This is a genomic window from Veronia nyctiphanis, from assembly GCF_004116385.1.
GTDB lineage: Bacteria > Pseudomonadota > Gammaproteobacteria > Enterobacterales > Vibrionaceae > Veronia > Veronia nyctiphanis.
In genome coordinates, this window is the sequence record NZ_PEIB01000001.1 from 321,120 (window position 1) to 339,812 (window position 18,693).

The following is an 18,693-nucleotide window of genomic DNA, read 5'->3' on the forward strand; positions in this document are numbered from 1 at the left end:
AATTAATTTCCGAATCGGAGTAGTAACGTGTTAGTGGATTCGCATTGTCATCTCGACAAGCTTGATTACGAACAGCAACATGGCGATGTTGCAGATGTGCTTGAGAAAGCCAAAGAAAGAGGTATCGACTACTTCCTCTCTGTGGGAGTGACACTCGATAGCTTCCCAAAGATGATGGATATGATTCGTCCATATGAAAATGTGTTTGCATCATGTGGTGTTCACCCGCTTGATATTGAGCAAGGCTTCGATTTTGAAGAGTTGAAAGCGCTGGCGTCTGACGAGCGCGTCGTGGCCATCGGCGAGACTGGGCTGGACTATCATTACCAGCCTGAATTAGCTGAAAAGCAACAAGATATTTTCCGTCAGCATGTTCGACTCGCTGTTGAACTGAAAAAGCCGCTCATTATTCACACCCGAATGGCGAGAGAGGATACCCTCCGTATCCTGAGAGAAGAAAATGCGAAGGAAGTTGGCGGTGTGCTTCACTGCTTTACAGAGAGCCTTGAAATGGCTGAAGCTGCGATTGAACTTGGCTTTTATATTTCTATCTCCGGTATTGTGACATTCAAAAAAGCAGAAGAGTTGAAAGAGGTTGTTCGTCGACTTCCACTTGAACGATTGCTGGTGGAAACCGATTCTCCTTACTTGGCACCTGTTCCCTATCGAGGAAAGCAAAACCAGCCAGCTTATACCCATGAAGTCGCGGCTTACATTGCCAGCCTCAAGGGAACCTCATTTGAAACAGTCGCTGAAGTGACAACGGATAATTTTTTCCGATTATTCTCAGGCGCTCAACGAAAAGCTTAAACGAACTTATTTCGTTTAATGTCAAAAAGGCCAGACGAACAGTCTGGCCTTTTTCGTTGGTACGTATGTGTACTTTGCCCTATGTAGAACTGTCAGACATGACACTTATTTTTAGAACATAAATATCTGTTGCCAATCGCATTTTTTTAACAACAAGCTCAATAACTATGATGACTTGTCAGTAGTCGTTAAATTTCACTTGCCCTGCTTGTTGCATGTTTTTTGTCGATATATAGTTTGCGACCAAGTCCAAATTTTTGGATGTAAATGCGCTCTGTGTCCAGAGGTTACAGTGCTAAAAGTCATAATTCTAAATAGGAGCCAAACATGTTTAAAAACTTGTTTGCCAACCTGCAAAAAGTCGGCAAAGCATTGATGCTGCCAGTTTCTGTTCTTCCCGTTGCAGGTATTTTACTCGGTGTTGGTGCTGCAAACTTCAGTTGGCTACCCGATATTGTTTCGCATGTGATGGAAAAGGCAGGGGGATCTGTATTTGATCAGCTCCCTTTATTGTTTGCTGTTGGTGTTGCACTTGGTTTTACCAATAATGATGGTGTCGCTGGGCTTTCCGCTATTGTTGGCTATGGCATCATGACTGCAACATTGAATATCGTTGCGGGCACTGAGGTCAACACCGGTGTTCTTGGTGGTATTCTTGTTGGCGGTGTCGCGGGTTGGGCTTTTAACCGCTTCTTTCGTATTCAGCTACCTGATTTTCTTGGCTTCTTTGCCGGTAAGCGTTTTGTTCCTATCATGACCGGTTTCTGTTCTATTGCTTTAGCTTTAATTTTGTCAGTGATTTGGCCACCCATTGGTAGCGCTATTGCCAGCTTTTCTGACTAGGCAGCGAATCAAAACCCGGTCACCGCGTTTGGTATTTATGGCTTAGTAGAGCGGGCATTGATTCCATTTGGTCTTCATCATATCTGGAATGTGCCTTTTTTTACCGAAGCGGGTACCTGTGTCAATAAATCTGGCGAAGTTGCACACGGCATCATGACCTGCTTCTTAACGGCAGATGATGCGTCTCGGGCAGCAGGAAATGGCTTTGGTCAGCTGGCAGGGGGCTACTTATTCAAGATGTTCGGTTTACCTGCAGCGGCGTTTGCAATTTGGCATTCTGCAAAACCTGAGAACCGCGCGAAAGTTGGCGGTATTATGATCTCAGCGGCCTTCACGTCTTTTCTGACGGGTATCACTGAACCGATTGAATTTGCGTTTCTCTTTATTGCACCCGTTCTGTATGTCATTCATGCGATTTTGGCTGGCTTGGCTTATGTACTAACAAACTACTTCGGCATTGTACATGGGCATACTTTTTCAAATGGCTTTATAGACTTTTTTGTTCAGTCTCCCAACGCAAGTAAAATGCTTGAACTGGTGATGTTCGGTTTGGGTTATGCCGTAATTTATTACGTCGTATTCCGCATCGTCATTGTCATGCTGGATTTAAAAACGCCGGGCAGAGAAGACGAAGACAAGACGACGAAGACTGAAGCCAGTGGATCCGAATTAGCGAAGGATCTTGTGATGGCATTTGGCGGCAAGCAGAATATTACTGGCCTCGATGCGTGCATTACTCGATTGAGAGTCTCAGTGGCCAGTGTCGATAAAGTTAATCAAGAACAATTAAAACAGCTAGGCGCAGCGGGCGTAGTCGTGGCGGGCGGTGGTGTTCAGGCTATTTTCGGTACTAAGTCAGATAATTTGAAATCTGACATGGATGAGTGGATAAGACATAACGGCTAATACGACTTATCAAGAGGAGGGCTCTTGCCCTCCTTTTTTTGTTTTTATCAGTATGCCTCAACCGAACGACATGAAAAACAGCATGAAGACTGGAACTAAAAGGCTAAGAATAAAGCCACTGACAATAGCAACAGGCACACACCGAATGCCTCCAGAACTCTGAATGATTGGCAGAGTGAAATCCATGGATGTTGCTCCTCCATAACCTATCGCTGTAATGGTATAGCGAGATATCAACATGGGGATCAGAATGATTGCAACCATTTCCCGCGCCAGTTCGAGCAGAAACGATGCGCCGCCATAAACTGGCCCTAAGCCATCCCCCATTAATATTCCCGCCAAAGAGTACCAACCAAACCCTGAAGCCATAGCAAGGCCATGATTAAAGGTATATCCAAAAGCCATGCGCCAATTAATCCACCAATCCACGAGGAAATGATGACCGTTAGCGCTGCGGCCATGCCTTGTTTATTAACAACTATCTGCTTCAGCGTCATACCGCTGTTTCTGAGTTGAATACCAATCAAAAAGAGCAGGAACAATAAGATGTACTCGCTTGCTGTATCAACCCAACTCAAGCCCATATCAAAAATTAGCCCAACGATCAGCCCAAACCCCACAACGACAACAAGTTTTACTGATTCAAACATCATTCTCGAAAATGGAAGTTTTTGGCTTCGGGCTTCTGTTTCGGTTTTCCAAATCATATCGAGAAGTGGCAGTGCTAAAAGGTTCATTCCGCCGATAGTGACAAAAAATACGGCTGATAAAAGCATTATCTGGCCAACATTCTCTCCGAAATTATCCAGGCCAGCGAGACTGAGACCCATTAGGCCAAGAATGACGAAAACGAGGCGTGATGTGGAGATATTGATCAAATCAAGTTTTTTGGCGCTTTTTATCTTTACAAAGTATCCAATTACCAAAGGCACAAATATGTATAAAACATCAGGAAACATCTGGCTCTCACTGAATTCAAGAGGGTTGGTACATGAAGCGTTGAGACTAACAGCGGCCTACAAAAGATGAAACCCTGAAATGACAGCCTATCAAGTCCATTTATTCATACTTCTGCGTTAACACCACAAAGTTATTTTCTCTTCAATGTCATCTCTTAAAACATGATTTGCGGTTATCCACTCAGATATTCAAGAAAAACGTGAATAAACCTCTGACTAGTACATTAGATGCCCCGAAAAAAAACATGTAACGCGAGGTAACTTTTATGACTCCCGTTAACATTACACATGTATCATATTTGGACTCACTGTATTGTTAATGTGACACAAGTGTTAGTTTTAAGGATATTTTGCAGACTTCTCCTTTGAGTTAAGTCATGATTAATTCGCATCAGGAAATTAGATAAGGATTGATCAACAATTCGCTTAGGGAGCAGGAGACGCAGATGTTTGAAGTAAAGGAAGGCTTTGTCGCGTATCTACAACAGGTTGGTGAAACTGAAAAGCGCTCAATGTTTGGCGGCACCGGTTTCTTTGTAAACGGTGCGATGTTTGCGCTTGTAAAAGATGAAAAAATCTACCTGAGAGGCGGAAAAGACCTCACTGACAAATTGATTGCAAAAGAATGTAAGAAGTTTGTTCATGTAAAGAAAAGTTCAACAGCCGTAGTAAACTACTATGATGTGACTTCTCTATACCAACAGCAGGATGAAATGCTGGAGACTTTAGTAAAAAAGTCCATAGAGACGTCAGTGGCAGAAAAAGAGTATCGAGACTCAAAATCCAACAAACGCTTAAGAGACTTGCCGAATCTTCGCCTTACTATTGAGCGTATGTTGAAGAAATCTGGCATCGCTGATGTTGATACTTTCTTCTCTCTTCCGCCGGAAGAGATTTTTAAGATGGTACAAGAAGCACACGGTTATGATGTTGACGTTAAGTTACTTTGGATGTTCGTTGGCGCTCAAACAGGTGTTCACTACACGCTGATTGGTGAAGAGCAAAAACAACAATTACTCGAAGCTATCTAACGCTAATTTTGCTTAAAAAGGCCACTTAATTGTGGTCTTTTTTGTTTCTGGTGGCTGCTAACGAAGAAAACCAAGCCGAACAGATTCAGCGTGTTATGCTTCATGCAGTTTGTCCTTTTTTGTGTTCCTTTTCGATGAAAACACCGACTTTATCCGCGACCTTACTCTCTGGCTTACATTGCTTCAGTGTCGCCGCTGAACTCATGAGCTTTACACGCGCTGCGTCAGAACTTAATCTGACACAAAGCGCCGTCAGTCACAGGATCAGAAATCTAGAGAGTAAACTCGGCGTCCAATTATTCATCCGACGTCCTCGTCAGTTGGCTCTCACGAATGAAGGTGAACAGCTCAAATTATCACTGAGAGAGCAATTTTCTGCCATCAGTCTTCAATTGAGAGAACTTAAGCAAGCGCACTTATCTGGTGATTTGACGATATGTGTTCCTCCTACGTTTGGACAAATATGGTTGGCGCCCCGATTACATCGTTTTTCTGCGTTGTATCCTGAGTTAACTCTCCATGTCAGAACCCGTAACGATCTCGTCGACTTTCAGACTGAGGCATTTGACTGTGCAATCTATTATGGTGACGGTCGTTATACCGGATTAAAAAGTAGCTTTTTGTTTGATGATGTTATTGAGCCAGTTTGCAGCCAAGAATATGCCAGTGAACACGATCTTTATGACAAACCTGACAATCTGATTCATTGTCACCTATTGCATGATGCGGCACCGTGGGCAAGTGCAGGCTTGAATGATGAGTGGCAGTTTTGGGCCAGTGAAACGGACACCAAACTAGGCTATCAAAACTCAAGTTTTGATAGGGCAGACATGGCCTTTGAGGCTGCAAGAAGCGGGTTAGGTGTGGCGATTGGCCGAGTGAGTTATGTTCGACAGGATCTGGAGACAGGACGTTTAGTTGCACCGTTTAAAAAATCAGTTGCTGCACCTTTTTCATATCATTTGGTATATCGAAAAGACCTTATAACATCGTCAAAAATCAGTGTTTTTGAACAGTGGTTAAAAGACGAAGTGAAAGAAGAATAGCCTCGTTCGAGGCTATTGATTGTTTTCAGCGTTTTTTTAGAACTTAAAACGAGTACTCAGTACGAGTTGGTCGTCGTATATCTCGTTGAAGCGGAATTGTGCTCCGATAGAGAAAAGCTCGGTTGCATGGAATCTTCCAGTGACAGAACCAAATACTTTCTCATCTTCTTCTTTGATGCTGACGTGGCCAATTTCGCCGCCGACTTCAAGTTGAGGGGTCAGCCATTGACGTACACCGATAGCAACTTCAATGCCGAATTCGCCATCTTTGTATACGTCGCGCTTTTTGACGTTACGAAGCGCCAGTTCGCCATAAATATCGGCCCAGTCATTCACCGGTGCATGGAAGCCTACGGCGCCAGTAAAATCCCAGTCTTTGTCAAACTCAGTATCCACTTCAGCTCTCACGTGGGCATTCGGGTGAATAGACATGCTAACACCGCCACCATAAGTAACAGGACTCAAGCCAACGCGGACATCAAAATAGTCGTAAGAAAAGTTGCTCATGCTTGGTGTTAAGTTTAAATCCTGACCGATGGCCATTGTTGGAGCTGAAACTACGGATGCAAGCAAAGTTCCGATAAATACAAGTTTGCGCATGGAAAATCTCGTCAATTAGTTTGTAAAACCATTTTAATAGCAATACATGACCAGAAACAATAAGACCAAGCCTTATACCGCCTGTTTTTTTGACGTAATAACCTGCAATTCATATCTCATCTATCCCAGAAATGCTCGGTGTTGTTTCATCCTAGAATAACGTTAATCGATTATTTTCTGTTCGGTCGGCGCAAGGCAGTGATACATCGTACTCAGTCTTTATTGTGCATCGTTGTTAAAAATGTCTAGATTTATTATTAAACTCAAAAAGGATTTGAACGAAACTAGCCCTTTTTCGTTTACAATATTTACTTACACTTCAATACTTAAAAAGGTGGCGCCATGATATTTGGGAAATACGCGGCAATTGGTGGTGGTGTGGCGCTTGTCGCTCTGTGGCCATTCGCAATGGGTCAAATCGGCCAGTCGGCCTACGAAGAAGAACTGAAAAACATTAACCAACCCGAATTCAGTGTGTCCAATTTGAGTTATGAGCGGGGATATTTATCTTCGACTGCGGTGACAAAAATTGACATGACTGGTCAAGTAAAACAGACACTGATTGAAGAGGGGCTGCCAACTAGCTATACCTTGAATCATACGATTGAGCATGGCCTTACCGGGGTTGAATCCACAACGGTGTTGGATATGACGCCGGAGCTCAAAGATATTACCCGTGTTGTCTGGGGTAACGAAAAATCGCCTATTTTAATCAAGCAAAAGACATCGATAACGGGTTCTACCAACGTTGACATGACAGTTGACGGGTTTAATGGAAACGAAGACGGCTTTTCAGTTACCAGTAAGCCTTTGGTAATGAAGGGGCAATTCGATAAGAACTTCAACGGAACATTCACCTACAACATGGAGTCTCTGGACGCTGTGTCTAACACAGGTGAGTCGCTCAAAATGACGGGTTTCTCGGGAACGGGTAACGGGTATATCGACGCAGGCATGTGGATTGGTACTCAAGACCTCAACCTTAGCTCTATTTCGTTTGATGGTGACCTAGAAAGTACTTTTGCCCTCGATGGTCTAGCGGTCAGCATTTCTAATCAGTTTTCTGATGTTAAAGAAGCAGAAGCGACAAGAACAGTTGTTAATTCAGATAACCTGATAAAGGTAAAAGGGTTCACAGCGCCTACATCAGGGTTTGAGCTCAAAGGACTCGAATTTGGCTTTGGAGCAGAGGGTCTGGACAAAGATGCAGTATTGAAGCTGTATGAGTTGTCCAACACCATGGTTGGTGAGCCATCTGACATGGAAATGGTCTCGATGATGCACACACTGGATACCTTGATAGAGAAAGGGATGAAAGTGTCGTTCTCTCCAGCCAAAATTCAACTCCCTCAAGGCGAGACGAGTGTCGATATTAAACTGGATGTGGCTCCTGGAATTGAAAACGCCACCCAGAATATACAGCAACTTCTCGATAAACTTGGTGGTAAAATCTCTGCGTCAATTCCTACGGCATTGGTTAACATGGAGCCCTCTGCGACATACTTTTTGAATGAGCTTGCCAGTATGGGCTTTGTTGAAGAAAAAGGTGCGTTTACAGAAATCAATGCCACTCTCAAGGGAGAAGTGCTGGTCTCTCCAACGGGCAAAGAATTCCCACTCGCCTATTTCGCACAGTTGGCGATGTAATACTTTATTTCAATATCGATATACAAGCCCAACATATGTTGGGCTTTTTTGGTTCTGTCTTCGTAAAAATTTTCAGGAAACTCGTTTAACCTTTGTGACAAAACGTAAAATTTACGGGTTTAAATCTAGTAAATCTCAGACTTTAGCCAACACTGAATGTAAGGACAGAGTCTAATGCGCTCTGACGGTATTTTCCAAAGGGAGGACCTACATGGAATCGATAAAAGTTGAAGATTACATGAATAAGCGGCCAGTGACATTTACGCCAGAGATGCCTCTCTCAGAGGCGATGGACAAAATATTAAAAACGCATCAGTCAGGTGCACCTGTCATTGATGACAGGCACCAGATAGTAGGGTTCTTGTCTGAGCTCGATATGATTCAACAATTGCTCAAGGTCGGGTATTCCTGCCAGGACTCAAAGACAGTTGGAGACTGCATGTACAAAGAAGTACTGTCAGTGTCACCCTACGACAACATTATGCGTCTCGCTGAGCAGATGGTTCCAACGAAACCTAAGGTTTATCCTGTGTGCGATAGTGGTAGGCTAGTGGGCTTAATTACACGTCGTGATATTTTGAGAGCGATAAGCACTCAGATAGGTGATGGATTTTTACATCCGGTATGATTACCTCTTAGCGTTTAACCTAAAAAAGATGCGCATGCGCATCTTTTTTGTCTCTCAAGGAGCATGAAAGGCTAGAAAAGGGCCTTGAGTAGCGAGCTCTTATCCTTTGGAATAGGGATGTCGATGGTCTTTTTGATTGTTCGGTTTATTGGAAATGGACTGATATCCAGAAACCCTGAAGACAATGAAGGTTGACCATATATTTTTAATTCCACATCAACTGGGATGGACGCTTTTCCCAAAAGTACTTGCCTTGTCACCGCGCCGAGTGGCTTAAGCAATTCGTCATATCTGATTGTTGCAGGTATTTGAATATCAGATGTTTGATTGGCATTAAGGTTTATGTCGAGCTTTGAGCCCTGCACTAGTCGATTGCCTTCGACAAAAAGTTCATAATCGGCAAAAATTTCGTTCACACCGTATGCATTGGGATTTGCAGCTTCAACATTGAACACTGCTGTGACCTCTTGCGGTGTAACATTGGAAATATCGTAGTCTTTGTATGTGAAGGTTGGCTCCTCGAATTCCATTTTCTTGGCCATTTCGACTGCACTGTTCAGAGTTTTACACCCGGCTAAAGGCAATGCCAAAAGGATGATAGTAAGAAAGTTTTAATATACTGCAAGAGAGTGTCCTGTGTTGTAGTTAACGTTAAAGGTTAACTCTTGTTAATTCCGATATCCGTCATTTTATAGGCTCTGACGACACTCAACCATCAACTTTTTTGTATTTAAACCTTGAATTGAAGACACTGTCCGGAAATGTTTGAGTTTATTGGTAACCGACTTTCGGGAATAGGAAAAAGAACACTTACCTTTCATTGATTCTATGTCGCATTGGCAGTTACTATCCGTTTATCTCGCCCATGCTCGTTAATAAGAACGCCTAATTCATGTCTCCTCAAAAACACGCTAAATTTGTCACTGGATCAGTGATGAAACATATCAGCATTATGTCCGTATCGAGTGCAATCGGGCTGATGGCGATCTTTTTAGTCGATCTGCTTGATATGTTTTTCATCAGTCTTTTGGGAGACCTTGATCTGACGGCAGCAATTGGCTTTGCTGGCATTGTGGTATTTTTTGCTACATCCATTTCTATAGGGACATCAATTGCGATGGGGGCGATAGTCAGTCGCGCCATCGGAGCGGGTAAAAGAGATCATGCAAGGGAGATGACGGCAAATATTCTTCTGATCGCGCTTCTGGTCAGTATTTCTGTTGTTAGTATATTGTTGCTATCACTGGATACACTGTTGTCCGTTCTTGGTGCGACAGGTAACGTCGCCGAAAAAGCAAAAGATTATCTTGTGATCATGTTGCCCAGTGCGCCATTAGTGGCGATGGGGATGGCTGGAGCTTCTGCGTTGAGGGCGGTGGGAGATGCCAAGCGCTCAATGTCTGCGACACTAGCGGGTGGTTTTGCCAATGCCATTCTTGATCCGCTATTTATTTTCGGCCTTTCCATGGGGATTGAAGGCGCTGCCACTGCCACTGTCTTGTCGCGCGTTGTCTTGTTCCTTGTGGCAATGCGCGGTCTTGTGCGTGTACATGACTTACTGGCTATGCCATCAGGGAAGAGCTTCCTTACGGGGATGCCAAACATAGCCAAAATAGCGATTCCAGCGATTATCACGAATATGGCAACACCGATCAGCAATGCCATTGTCACCAGCCAGGTCGCACGTTTTGGTGAAGAGTTTGTTGCAGGGTTCGCCGTTATTGGTCGACTGATGCCAGTCTCTTTTGCGCTTATCTTCTCCCTCTCAGGCGCTGTTGGACCCATTATTGGACAGAATGTTGGGGCGGGGCAATTGCCAGGGTGAGAGAGACGGTTTACGAGGCGTTCAAATTCATGTCCGGATACTGTCTTATTGCCGCACTCATTCTCTATTTCGCTCAAAGCGCGATTATCTCTGCGTTCAGTTTACATGGTGATGCAGCGTCAATGGTGTCACTATTCTGTACTTTCCTTGCCATTACATTTGTATTTAATGGCATGTTGTTTGTTGCCAATGCTGCGTTTAATAACTTAAGCAGACCTTCATGGTCGACCATGCTTAATATGGGGAAAGCGACTTTGGGAACCATCCCTTTTGTTTATATCGGAGGGAAGGTTGCTGGCACCCAAGGCGTACTGATAGGTAATGCGTTGGGGTCAATGGTATTTGGTGTTGTTGCTTATTGTTTCGTTCTGAGATTTATATCCCGTATAGAAAAGGGAGAGAGTACGATTTAATGGGCATTCATAAACTTGTCATTAACCATAATCTTATTCAATAAAAAACATATAGTTACGTTATTGTGATGCTGTTCTAATTTTGAAGGTGACTTGTCATGATTATGAACCCTATTGCTTTTAGTGATCAATAAATTATGATTTTAATCACGAATTAAGTATACTTACCCCCCGAAATTGTTCGGGCTATAGACGTTTTCATTCGTGTCACTGACTTCTCAGTGCGCTATATACCGACATCCGCAATCAACGACTATCGTCGATCATTCATGGGGTTTACTGGTCATTTGATATTCAGATCTTACATTTTTGTCTGTTTTCATGTCAGTTGCCTAGTCAGGAGGTTCATTAGTGAAACCGGGTCATACAGGCTTGTTGCGTATTCTTAAAGCCACAGGGTTTTCCATTCAGGGTATCAAGGCTGGATTTAAGCACGAAGCGGCCATTCGTCAGGAGTTTGTATTACTTGCTGTATCGGTGATTGTGGCTGCGGTATTCGACTTCGATCTTACTGAAAAATGCTTGTTAGTCGGTTCAGTTATTTTCCTTTTGATTGTCGAGTTGCTTAATTCTGCGGTTGAAGCTGTGGTTGATCGCGTCGGGTCTGAGTTTCATGAGCTCAGTGGAAGGGCGAAAGACATGGGCTCAGCAGCTGTATTCTTTGCTCTGGTACTCGTCGCAATGACGTGGTTCGTGATCTTTTATAGCCATTTCAGCTGAAACTTGTGGTAGGAAAACTTAAGTGACAACAACGACTCAAAACGCCTCTTCGGCGAGCACTATGACGTCAATTCGTAATAAACTCTCGATATCCATGTCGACATTCATTGTGTCGATGTCATTCTATTTTGGCTTTGTCCTGAATTTCCCGGTGATCTCGGAAATTATGGCGGTGACCGCGAGTTCACATGGTGGATTCTTCGCTTACACATCGCCACTTCTTCTCACGTGTTTGTTTATTATCATATTTTCCGCACTTGCCATCCCGTACCTGTTCCGGCCTCTGTTTATTTTTATTACGCTGACATCAGGCGCTGCTTGTTTTGCCACGGCAAAATATCAGGTGATGTTCGACTACTCGATGATGGAAAACATCTTTGAGACCAACACCAGCGAGGCGGCGTCGTACCTTTCTTTGAGCTCATTCCTTTATGTTTTCGCACTGGGTGTTGTTCCGTCATTGCTCATTGCAGTGGTGAAAATTAAGAAAGATAAACCACTGAGAAGCAGAGTGATTAGCCGTATGGCGATCCTCGCTGTTGCTGTTGTCGGTATCGCAGGTATCGCTGGTGCCTATTACAAAGATTATGTATCGATGGGCCGCAATAACGTGCAAATTAAAAAGATGATTGTCCCGGCTCATATTTTTAACTCAGTCAAATATGGCTATAAAAAGAATTTTGAACCCAAGCTGCCTTACCGGGAGCTTGGTGACGACGCGACACTGATTCCCGCAGCAAATGGGAAACCGACTTTAATGGTCCTTGTTGTTGGTGAAACCGCTCGCGCAATGAACTTTCATTACAATGGTTATGCCCGCGATACCAACCCCTACACCAAAGGCAAGGGCGTTGTGTCACTGGCTGATGTTAGTAGTTGTGGTACCTCGACCGCGCACTCACTGCCTTGTATGTTCTCAAAGCTTGAGCGAACGAACTATGAACGCCGCGTCGCTGACAGTCAGAGTAATGCGTTGGACATTATCAAAAAAGCGGGTGTCTCTATGACATGGGTTGATAATGACGGCGGTGATAAAGACGTTGCTAAGATGATTGGAATGAAAGTGGTCAACGCATCATCTTCAAATAAGTTTTGTGATGGAATGACATGCTATGACGAAGTGTTGTTAGAAGATTTCGATAAGACAATCAACGAAAACCAAGGCGACAAACTGATTTCATTGCATACCATAGGTAGCCATGGGCCAACATATTGGAAGCGCTACCCTGCAGAAATGACGAGGTTCACACCGACCTGTGATCGAAGTGATATCGAAAATTGTACCGATGAAGAAATCGTCAACACCTACGATAATACGATTGCCTATACCGACTATTTCTTGAGTAAAGTGATTGAGAAGCTTGAGAGTTATCAGGACAAGTACAACGTTGCGATGATGTATATTTCTGACCATGGCGAGTCATTGGGTGAAAATGGACTGTATTTGCATGGCACACCATACATGTTCGCCCCGGCAGAACAAACACATGTACCATGGCTTATCTGGATGGGTGACGGTTATGCAGAAGCGAAAGGCGTCGATTACAACAGGCTTGTGACCCGTGCAAAGGAAGGGCAATTTTCACATGATAATCTCTTCCACAGTTTGATTGACTTCTTCGGTGTCGAAACGACGGAATTGGACAAAGCGAAAAGCGTTTTCAATTAATCTCCATTAACCAGTGGGGCACTTTCGGGCCCTGCTGGTTCTATTTACTTCCCCTCTGCTCCTGTTTTTTGTTCTGTCTCCTCGCTCCAATTTTTTTTCCCTACCGACGAATAAATCAAAAAAGGATTTGACCTTAGAGTTAAGTCCAAGGTTTACACTGAGCTCATAACAACCGAAACGTGGAGTTTACAATGTCTAAACCTTGCTTATCATCGACGTGCAAAAACCCGAAACATACTCATGTGAAGAAGAATGAAGCTGTCTCTGTGCCTTCATCTGCCCAACCTAGCTGCAGCATAGACAATTCTGAAATCCAATGTTCTTCGGCGGAATACCCCGATCCAGAAGAACCCGCTTCAGGTAAACGCTGCTGCAACTCTGAAGCAAATGGCAAACTTGAAGAACTAGGCAATCCAACCTTAAAGGCTTCAGAGCAGTGGAAGGTATCAAATATGGATTGCCCGAGTTGTGCGGGTAAACTTGAATCTGCTGTCTCCAGTGTTGAGGGGGTGGCGAATGCGCGGGTCATTTTCGCCACAGAAAAACTTCGTGTTGATTTTCTCCCAGATGCAAACAGCCAACAGGTATCGGAGGACGTTAAACAGCAGGCTAACAAAGCCGGATTTCCCCTCTCAGCGATTGCCAAAAAAACTAAAAAAGAGCTAAAGCTGACATTTTGGCAGCGCGTCATTAAAGAATCCATATTGTTGAGTTTGATTTCTGTCATGGTGTTTGCGGCCATCTTGTCTGTGTGGATGCCCGAAACCGGACAAGCTCTATTTATTGCTGCCACCGTTATTGGCTTATATCCCATTTTCAAAAAAGCCTTCAATCTTGCCAAATCAGGATCGCCTTTTTCCATTGAGATGCTGATGAGTATTGCCGCTATAGGTGCGTTGTATCTCGGTGAAAGTACCGAAGCTGCCATGGTTCTGGTGCTGTTTCTCATTGGGGAACGCCTTGAGGCGTATGCCTCCTCCCGAGCCAGAGACGGCATACAAGCACTGATGTCTTTGATTCCTGAAGAGGTGACTCGAATTGAGACCAATGGTCAGCGCGCGCGCGTGCCTATTGATGAATTGAATCCGGGCGATACGATTGAAATTGCGCCGGGTGAGCGTTTGCCAGCTGACAGTGCTGTTCTCGATAGAGCAGCAAGCTTTGACCAGAGTGCGCTGACGGGAGAGTCAGTCGCCGTTGATATTGCCGTTGGCCAGAAAGTCATGGCTGGGTCTCTCGCCGTCGACCAGGTTGTGACGTTGACCGTCACTTCGCGTCAGGGAGAGAGTGCCATTGACCGAATCCTTAGCTTGATTGAAGAGGCGGAGTCGAGAAAAGCACCTGTTGACAGATTTATAGACCGATTCAGCCGCTGGTATACCCCGTTAATGATTTTGGTTGCGGCATTGGTTGTGGTTATTCCTCCTACTTTTTTCGCTGAAACATGGGATGTCTGGTTATATCGTGGATTGGCTTTATTGCTTATCGCGTGTCCTTGTGCATTGGTGATATCGACACCCGCGGCGATTACTTCCGGGCTTGCTGCTGCCACGCGTCGTGGTGCTCTCATTAAGGGCGGAGCAGCGCTGGAGGCGTTGAGTAAGGTAGATGCTGTAGCATTTGATAAAACAGGTACCTTGACACAGGGTAAACCAGAAGTGACGGATATCATTGTGTGGAAAGGTGAGGAAGACGCCTTCCTCGCGAACGTATCTGGCATCGAGGTGGGCTCTCATCATCCTCTGGCTACTGCGCTGGTCTCTCACACAAAACAGCTTGGCATTACTCCGCGACATGCTGAAAATCGAAACGCGCAGGCAGGCGAGGGGGTGTCGGGAAATGTTGATGGTAAGCATATTCAGGTTATTGCTTTAGATAAGTTACCTGTGACGATGAAACTTACTCAAAAGAAACAATCAATCGCTGATGGTATTGCTGCGCAAGGCAAAACGGTGGCCATTGCGTACGTTGATCAAGAACCATTTGGCCTTATTGCATGGCGAGACGTGCTGAGGGAGGGGGCCCAATCATCAGTGTCCGCATTATCGCAAATGGGTATTCAGTCGATCATGCTGACCGGCGACAACGCGACAGCTGCTTCGGCGATGGCCGGTAAACTTGGGATGGGCTTTCGTGCCAGCCTTTACCCTGAACACAAAGTGGCAGAGGTAGAGAAACTCGCGAGGCAGCAAACAGTGGCAATGATAGGTGATGGGATCAACGATGCGCCGGCAATGAAAGCCGCAACGGTTGGCATTGCTATGGGAAGCGGTACTGATGTTGCTCTTGAAACTGCAGATATTTCTCTTAGCCACAGCCGTATCGAAGATTTGCCTGAAGTGATAGGTTTGGCGAAAGCGACAATGTCGAATGTCCGTCAAAATGTTGCTCTCGCAATAGGCCTGAAAGCTATTTTTCTCGTAACGAGTGTGGCTGGCATAACAGGCCTCTGGGTTGCCGTTCTTGCCGACAGCGGTGCGACTGCGTTAGTCACGATGAATGCGCTAAGGTTACTGAAAAAGTAGTGAGTGAGAATTCGGTATAGTGTGCGGAGATGACTTACACCCCTTCAATTTAGTGATCTTCTCTGCATAATATTGAAATTGAAAACCAGTCAAATGAGAATAAAGTGATTATTGTCACTTTATTCTCGCGATATTGCCGTTAGTTTAGTCGTTTGTGAAACGAGCCTGTTTAAGTGCACGCTGGATTCAGCCATCGCCCATCGAATGCAATGGCTGTTTTAATGGGAGAAAATTAATGTCTGACACTGCAGTATTCCACCTTGGCGTAACCAAAAATGATTTACAAGGTGCTGAGCTTGCCATCATTCCGGGCGATCCGGGCCGAGTGGAAAAAATAGCGAAGTTAATGGATGAGCCAGAATTTCTAGCCGCTCACCGCGAATACACCTCTTTCGTGCAAAACTCGACGGCAACCCTGTTGTTATTTGCTCGACGGGTATTGGTGGTCCATCAACCTCTATTGCTGTGGAAGAACTTGCTCAACTGGGTGTGACATCTTTTCTGCGCGTCGGAACAACTGGTGCTATTCAACCGGGGATTGAACCGGGAGACATGATTGTTACCACGGCTTCTGTTCGTCTTGATGGTGCCAGCTCTCACTTCGCGCCGATGGAATTCCCTGCTGTTGCAGATTTTGATGTCGCAACAGCAATGAAAGCGGCCGCAGACGAATCTGGTGCTCGAGTATTTACTGGTGTTACCGCATCGAGCGATACTTTCTACCCGGGTCAGGAACGCTACGATACAGTGACGGGTCGTGTTGTTCGCCGTTTTCAGGGGTCAATGAAAGAATGGCAAGACATGGGTGTACTGAACTATGAGATGGAATCAGCGACGTTGTTGACCATGTGCGCAAGTTCGGGCCTGAGAGCCGGTTGTGTCGCTGGGGTTATCATTAACCGCAACAATACCGAAACACCTGATCACGAAACACTGGCTGCAACAGAAGCGCGCTCGATCAAAGTGGTGGTTGAGGCTGCACGTAAACTGCTGTAACTCATACTGTTCACAATAAAAAAGCCGGACAAGTGTCCGGCTTTTTTATCTCTGAGACCTTCGATAAGCCATTAATGGACTGGATTAGCGTTATCCAAGCCGCCAGCACCTAAGAACCAATTAAACAAGCAGTTTTTCAAATCTCCGAGATGTTCAGGACCAACAAGCGCCAGACCTAAGTCTTTCGCTCTTGTAACATCATGGTGTCGAAGCGGACGGAAACTGACTAACATCGCTCTTGCTTGAAGGCCGCCCAGCAAGTCACGCAAAGATTCAAGCTTGTAGAGGGTATCATCGCCATCGTTTGACATGCTTTTCGTTTTGCATTCGATAATGTGCAGCTTGTTATTCACAACAGTCGCGACGTCTAGTTCGTTGCGTACTTCAATATCACCAATCTTGCGATAGACCTGTACGCCCAGCGAGTTATCCTGAATGGTCAACAGTTCGTGCTGGATCTCGCCGACCAAATAGTGCACATAACATTCAAGCCATTCACCGTTTGCGAAGCGGCGTGCTTCTTCATTAGCAAAGCAAAGAACACCTCTGTTGTAGCTGGCAAGCTCTACGTCTTTTAAATCATCAATCAGCATCGCCAATTCACGGTAGCCTTGCTGCTTTTCAGATAATTCGACATCCAGTTTCTGCTCTTTACGGCAAGTGGTCGCGAGATAGTTGAGGGTAGCAAGTCCCGGCCCCAATTCTTGAGCATTACCCGCCCATTTCTCGCCAAGATATTTCACCTTCTTGTCGAGTGATTGAACGATGGTTTCGTCCTGCAATTCACTTCTTGCGCCAAACAACGTGAGGTAGTCATTGATGCCGATATGGTCCTCAACCTGTTGGTGCTTTTTGCTGTCAGGATAGAGCCAGCAGAGTTCATCACTGAATGGTTCGATGACATAAATATGCCACCCGTATGAGCGGAAAACCTCATAGGCTGACAACAGACGGTGTCTTAAGCCACAACTGGCGTTGAAGAAAACCTCATCTCCACGATCTTTGAGCTTTTCGCCAGCGAGTGAATGGAGGACTTGATATCTGAGATGCTGACATTGGAGGGAATTTGAAAAAATTCACTGTCGATGCCTTTTGGAGTCAGTATATCGGTGAAGCGGGTAAATTGCTGTTTTTGCTCGGCAGTTCCGATCAAAATGAGCTTATCGACATCGTCCTTTTGATGTAAAACGGCGGTGATAAGCCTCACTGGATCGTTATCAATAATACCAACATGAACTGACATAACTTCTCCATCTGAATGCTGCTAACTGTCCGCCTGAGCCTGAATTGTAGAACACTGCTATTTCTGGACTGGCAGGATGGAAAGTAAGTGCATGAATCTTTAGATTGATTGAATTTTCTAATATCGGGTCAATATTCCGCTTAATCAAGTACCTAACTGAATTTTTATCTTTAATTGACACAAATTTACTCAGTGATGGATGTTTTTTCTCTAATTACCCTAAAAATCTTCAAAAAGTTACCTAGTCTTAAGTATGCATAAATGTTTCATATCCCTTTCATTCATTAGGGATATGCGTGGTGTTTTTGGGCTGAGGCTCTCTGTTTTCGAGTGCAAATTATTGGTAATAACACTGAGGTGAGCTGGCGGCATGTATGGCCTTGACCATGAGCCGACTTTACATGTTTTAAACTGCGCGGGTAAAGCCTATTTGCTTACCTGCGACGGATTCGTTATTCCAGCATCTCAGGGCATCGGGTTGGACGCAGGGCATGTATTGATGACGGGGGTAGGCAGCAACATTACTGCCACGCTCAACGGTACCTGCTATGAAATTGACCAACAGTCTATAGCCTGTATTAATTTCCTCGACAGAGAGGCGCATGGCGCTGAGCTCTCAATAACCGACCTGATGGTCGATTTTGATCCGCAGAAGCTCAATTCCGATGTGGCATTCGATATTGATGTGGTGTCGATTCAAAAGATGGTCATAGAGGGGATCGATCCCACATCCAGCTTCGTTTCATCCGCCCATAAAATGAAAGCGGGTGTCAACGGAGGATTTATTAATGCTGTTGATATTATTGAGCAAGATGGACAGGTCTTTACATCA

12 protein-coding genes and 4 pseudogenes are annotated in these 18,693 nt (G+C 44.8%); 12 read left to right on the top strand and 4 right to left on the bottom strand.

The genetic code is table 11. From position 1 onward, the window contains the following. Positions 1-27 precede the first annotated feature (27 nt). Together CS022_RS01525 and ptsG are read left to right on the top strand one after the other, a co-directional pair. On the top strand, positions 28-810 hold the full coding sequence (locus CS022_RS01525; protein ID WP_129120796.1) for a TatD family hydrolase: 783 nt from the start codon (positions 28-30) through the stop codon (positions 808-810). Positions 811-1,137: 327 nt separating this feature from the next. Further along, a pseudogene (gene ptsG / locus CS022_RS01530) lies at positions 1,138-2,559 on the top strand (PTS glucose transporter subunit IIBC). A gap of 57 nt (positions 2,560-2,616) precedes the next feature. Here ptsG and CS022_RS01535 read toward each other — a convergent pair. Beyond that, a pseudogene (locus CS022_RS01535) lies at positions 2,617-3,518 on the bottom strand (lysine exporter LysO family protein). A gap of 446 nt (positions 3,519-3,964) precedes the next feature. Between CS022_RS01535 and CS022_RS01540 the strand changes: the two are divergent. Further along, positions 3,965-4,549, top strand: a complete 585-nt coding sequence (locus CS022_RS01540) for a TfoX/Sxy family DNA transformation protein (RefSeq protein WP_129120797.1) — start codon at positions 3,965-3,967, stop codon at positions 4,547-4,549. Positions 4,550-4,683: 134 nt separating this feature from the next. Then, positions 4,684-5,595 carry a DNA-binding transcriptional regulator DsdC gene (dsdC, locus tag CS022_RS01545; RefSeq protein ID WP_129120859.1) on the top strand — a complete coding sequence of 304 codons (912 nt, stop codon included), beginning with the start codon at positions 4,684-4,686 and terminating at the stop codon, positions 5,593-5,595. Between the two features lie 36 nt (positions 5,596-5,631). On the opposite strand, the gene CS022_RS01550 is transcribed toward dsdC, so the two are convergent. Further along, positions 5,632-6,195: an outer membrane beta-barrel protein gene (locus tag CS022_RS01550; RefSeq protein ID WP_129120798.1), complete on the bottom strand. Its 564-nt coding sequence runs from the start codon at positions 6,193-6,195 to the stop codon at positions 5,632-5,634. A 342-nt stretch (positions 6,196-6,537) separates the two neighbouring features. Here CS022_RS01550 and CS022_RS01555 point away from each other — a divergent pair, with 342 nt between their 5' ends. Both CS022_RS01555 and CS022_RS01560 read left to right on the top strand, forming a co-directional pair. After that, positions 6,538-7,842, top strand: coding sequence for a DUF945 family protein (locus CS022_RS01555; RefSeq protein ID WP_129120799.1), 1,305 nt, complete (start codon positions 6,538-6,540; stop codon positions 7,840-7,842). Positions 7,843-8,053: 211 nt separating this feature from the next. Then, a complete protein-coding gene (locus CS022_RS01560; protein WP_129120800.1) occupies positions 8,054-8,470 on the top strand; it encodes a CBS domain-containing protein in 417 nt (138 codons plus the stop codon). Positions 8,471-8,541: 71 nt separating this feature from the next. On the opposite strand, the gene CS022_RS01565 is transcribed toward CS022_RS01560, so the two are convergent. Next, positions 8,542-9,012, bottom strand: a complete 471-nt coding sequence (locus tag CS022_RS01565) for an LEA type 2 family protein (RefSeq protein WP_129120801.1) — start codon at positions 9,010-9,012, stop codon at positions 8,542-8,544. Between the two features lie 392 nt (positions 9,013-9,404). Between CS022_RS01565 and CS022_RS01570 the strand changes: the two genes are divergently transcribed. From CS022_RS01570 to udp, 6 genes and pseudogenes are all read left to right on the top strand, one after another. Continuing rightward, positions 9,405-10,295, top strand: coding sequence for an MATE family efflux transporter (locus CS022_RS01570; RefSeq protein ID WP_328590298.1), 891 nt, complete (start codon positions 9,405-9,407; stop codon positions 10,293-10,295). A 29-nt stretch (positions 10,296-10,324) separates the two neighbouring features. Beyond that, positions 10,325-10,708 carry an MATE family efflux transporter gene (locus tag CS022_RS27600; protein ID WP_328590299.1) on the top strand — a complete coding sequence of 128 codons (384 nt, stop codon included), beginning with the start codon at positions 10,325-10,327 and terminating at the stop codon, positions 10,706-10,708. 351 nt (positions 10,709-11,059) lie between these two features. After that, positions 11,060-11,428, top strand: a complete 369-nt coding sequence (locus CS022_RS01575; protein ID WP_129120802.1) for a diacylglycerol kinase — start codon at positions 11,060-11,062, stop codon at positions 11,426-11,428. Between the two features lie 94 nt (positions 11,429-11,522). After that, a complete protein-coding gene (locus tag CS022_RS01580) occupies positions 11,523-13,097 on the top strand; it encodes a phosphoethanolamine transferase (protein ID WP_129120860.1) in 1,575 nt (524 codons plus the stop codon). A 191-nt stretch (positions 13,098-13,288) separates the two neighbouring features. Continuing rightward, positions 13,289-15,622, top strand: coding sequence for a zinc/cadmium/mercury/lead-transporting ATPase (locus CS022_RS01585; RefSeq protein ID WP_129120803.1), 2,334 nt, complete (start codon positions 13,289-13,291; stop codon positions 15,620-15,622). A 235-nt stretch (positions 15,623-15,857) separates the two neighbouring features. Further along, positions 15,858-16,618: pseudogene (gene udp / locus CS022_RS01590) on the top strand (uridine phosphorylase). A gap of 71 nt (positions 16,619-16,689) precedes the next feature. Here udp and CS022_RS01595 read toward each other — a convergent pair. Continuing rightward, positions 16,690-17,861, bottom strand: a pseudogene (locus CS022_RS01595) (Card1-like endonuclease domain-containing protein). Positions 17,862-18,693: the final 832 nt, after the last annotated feature.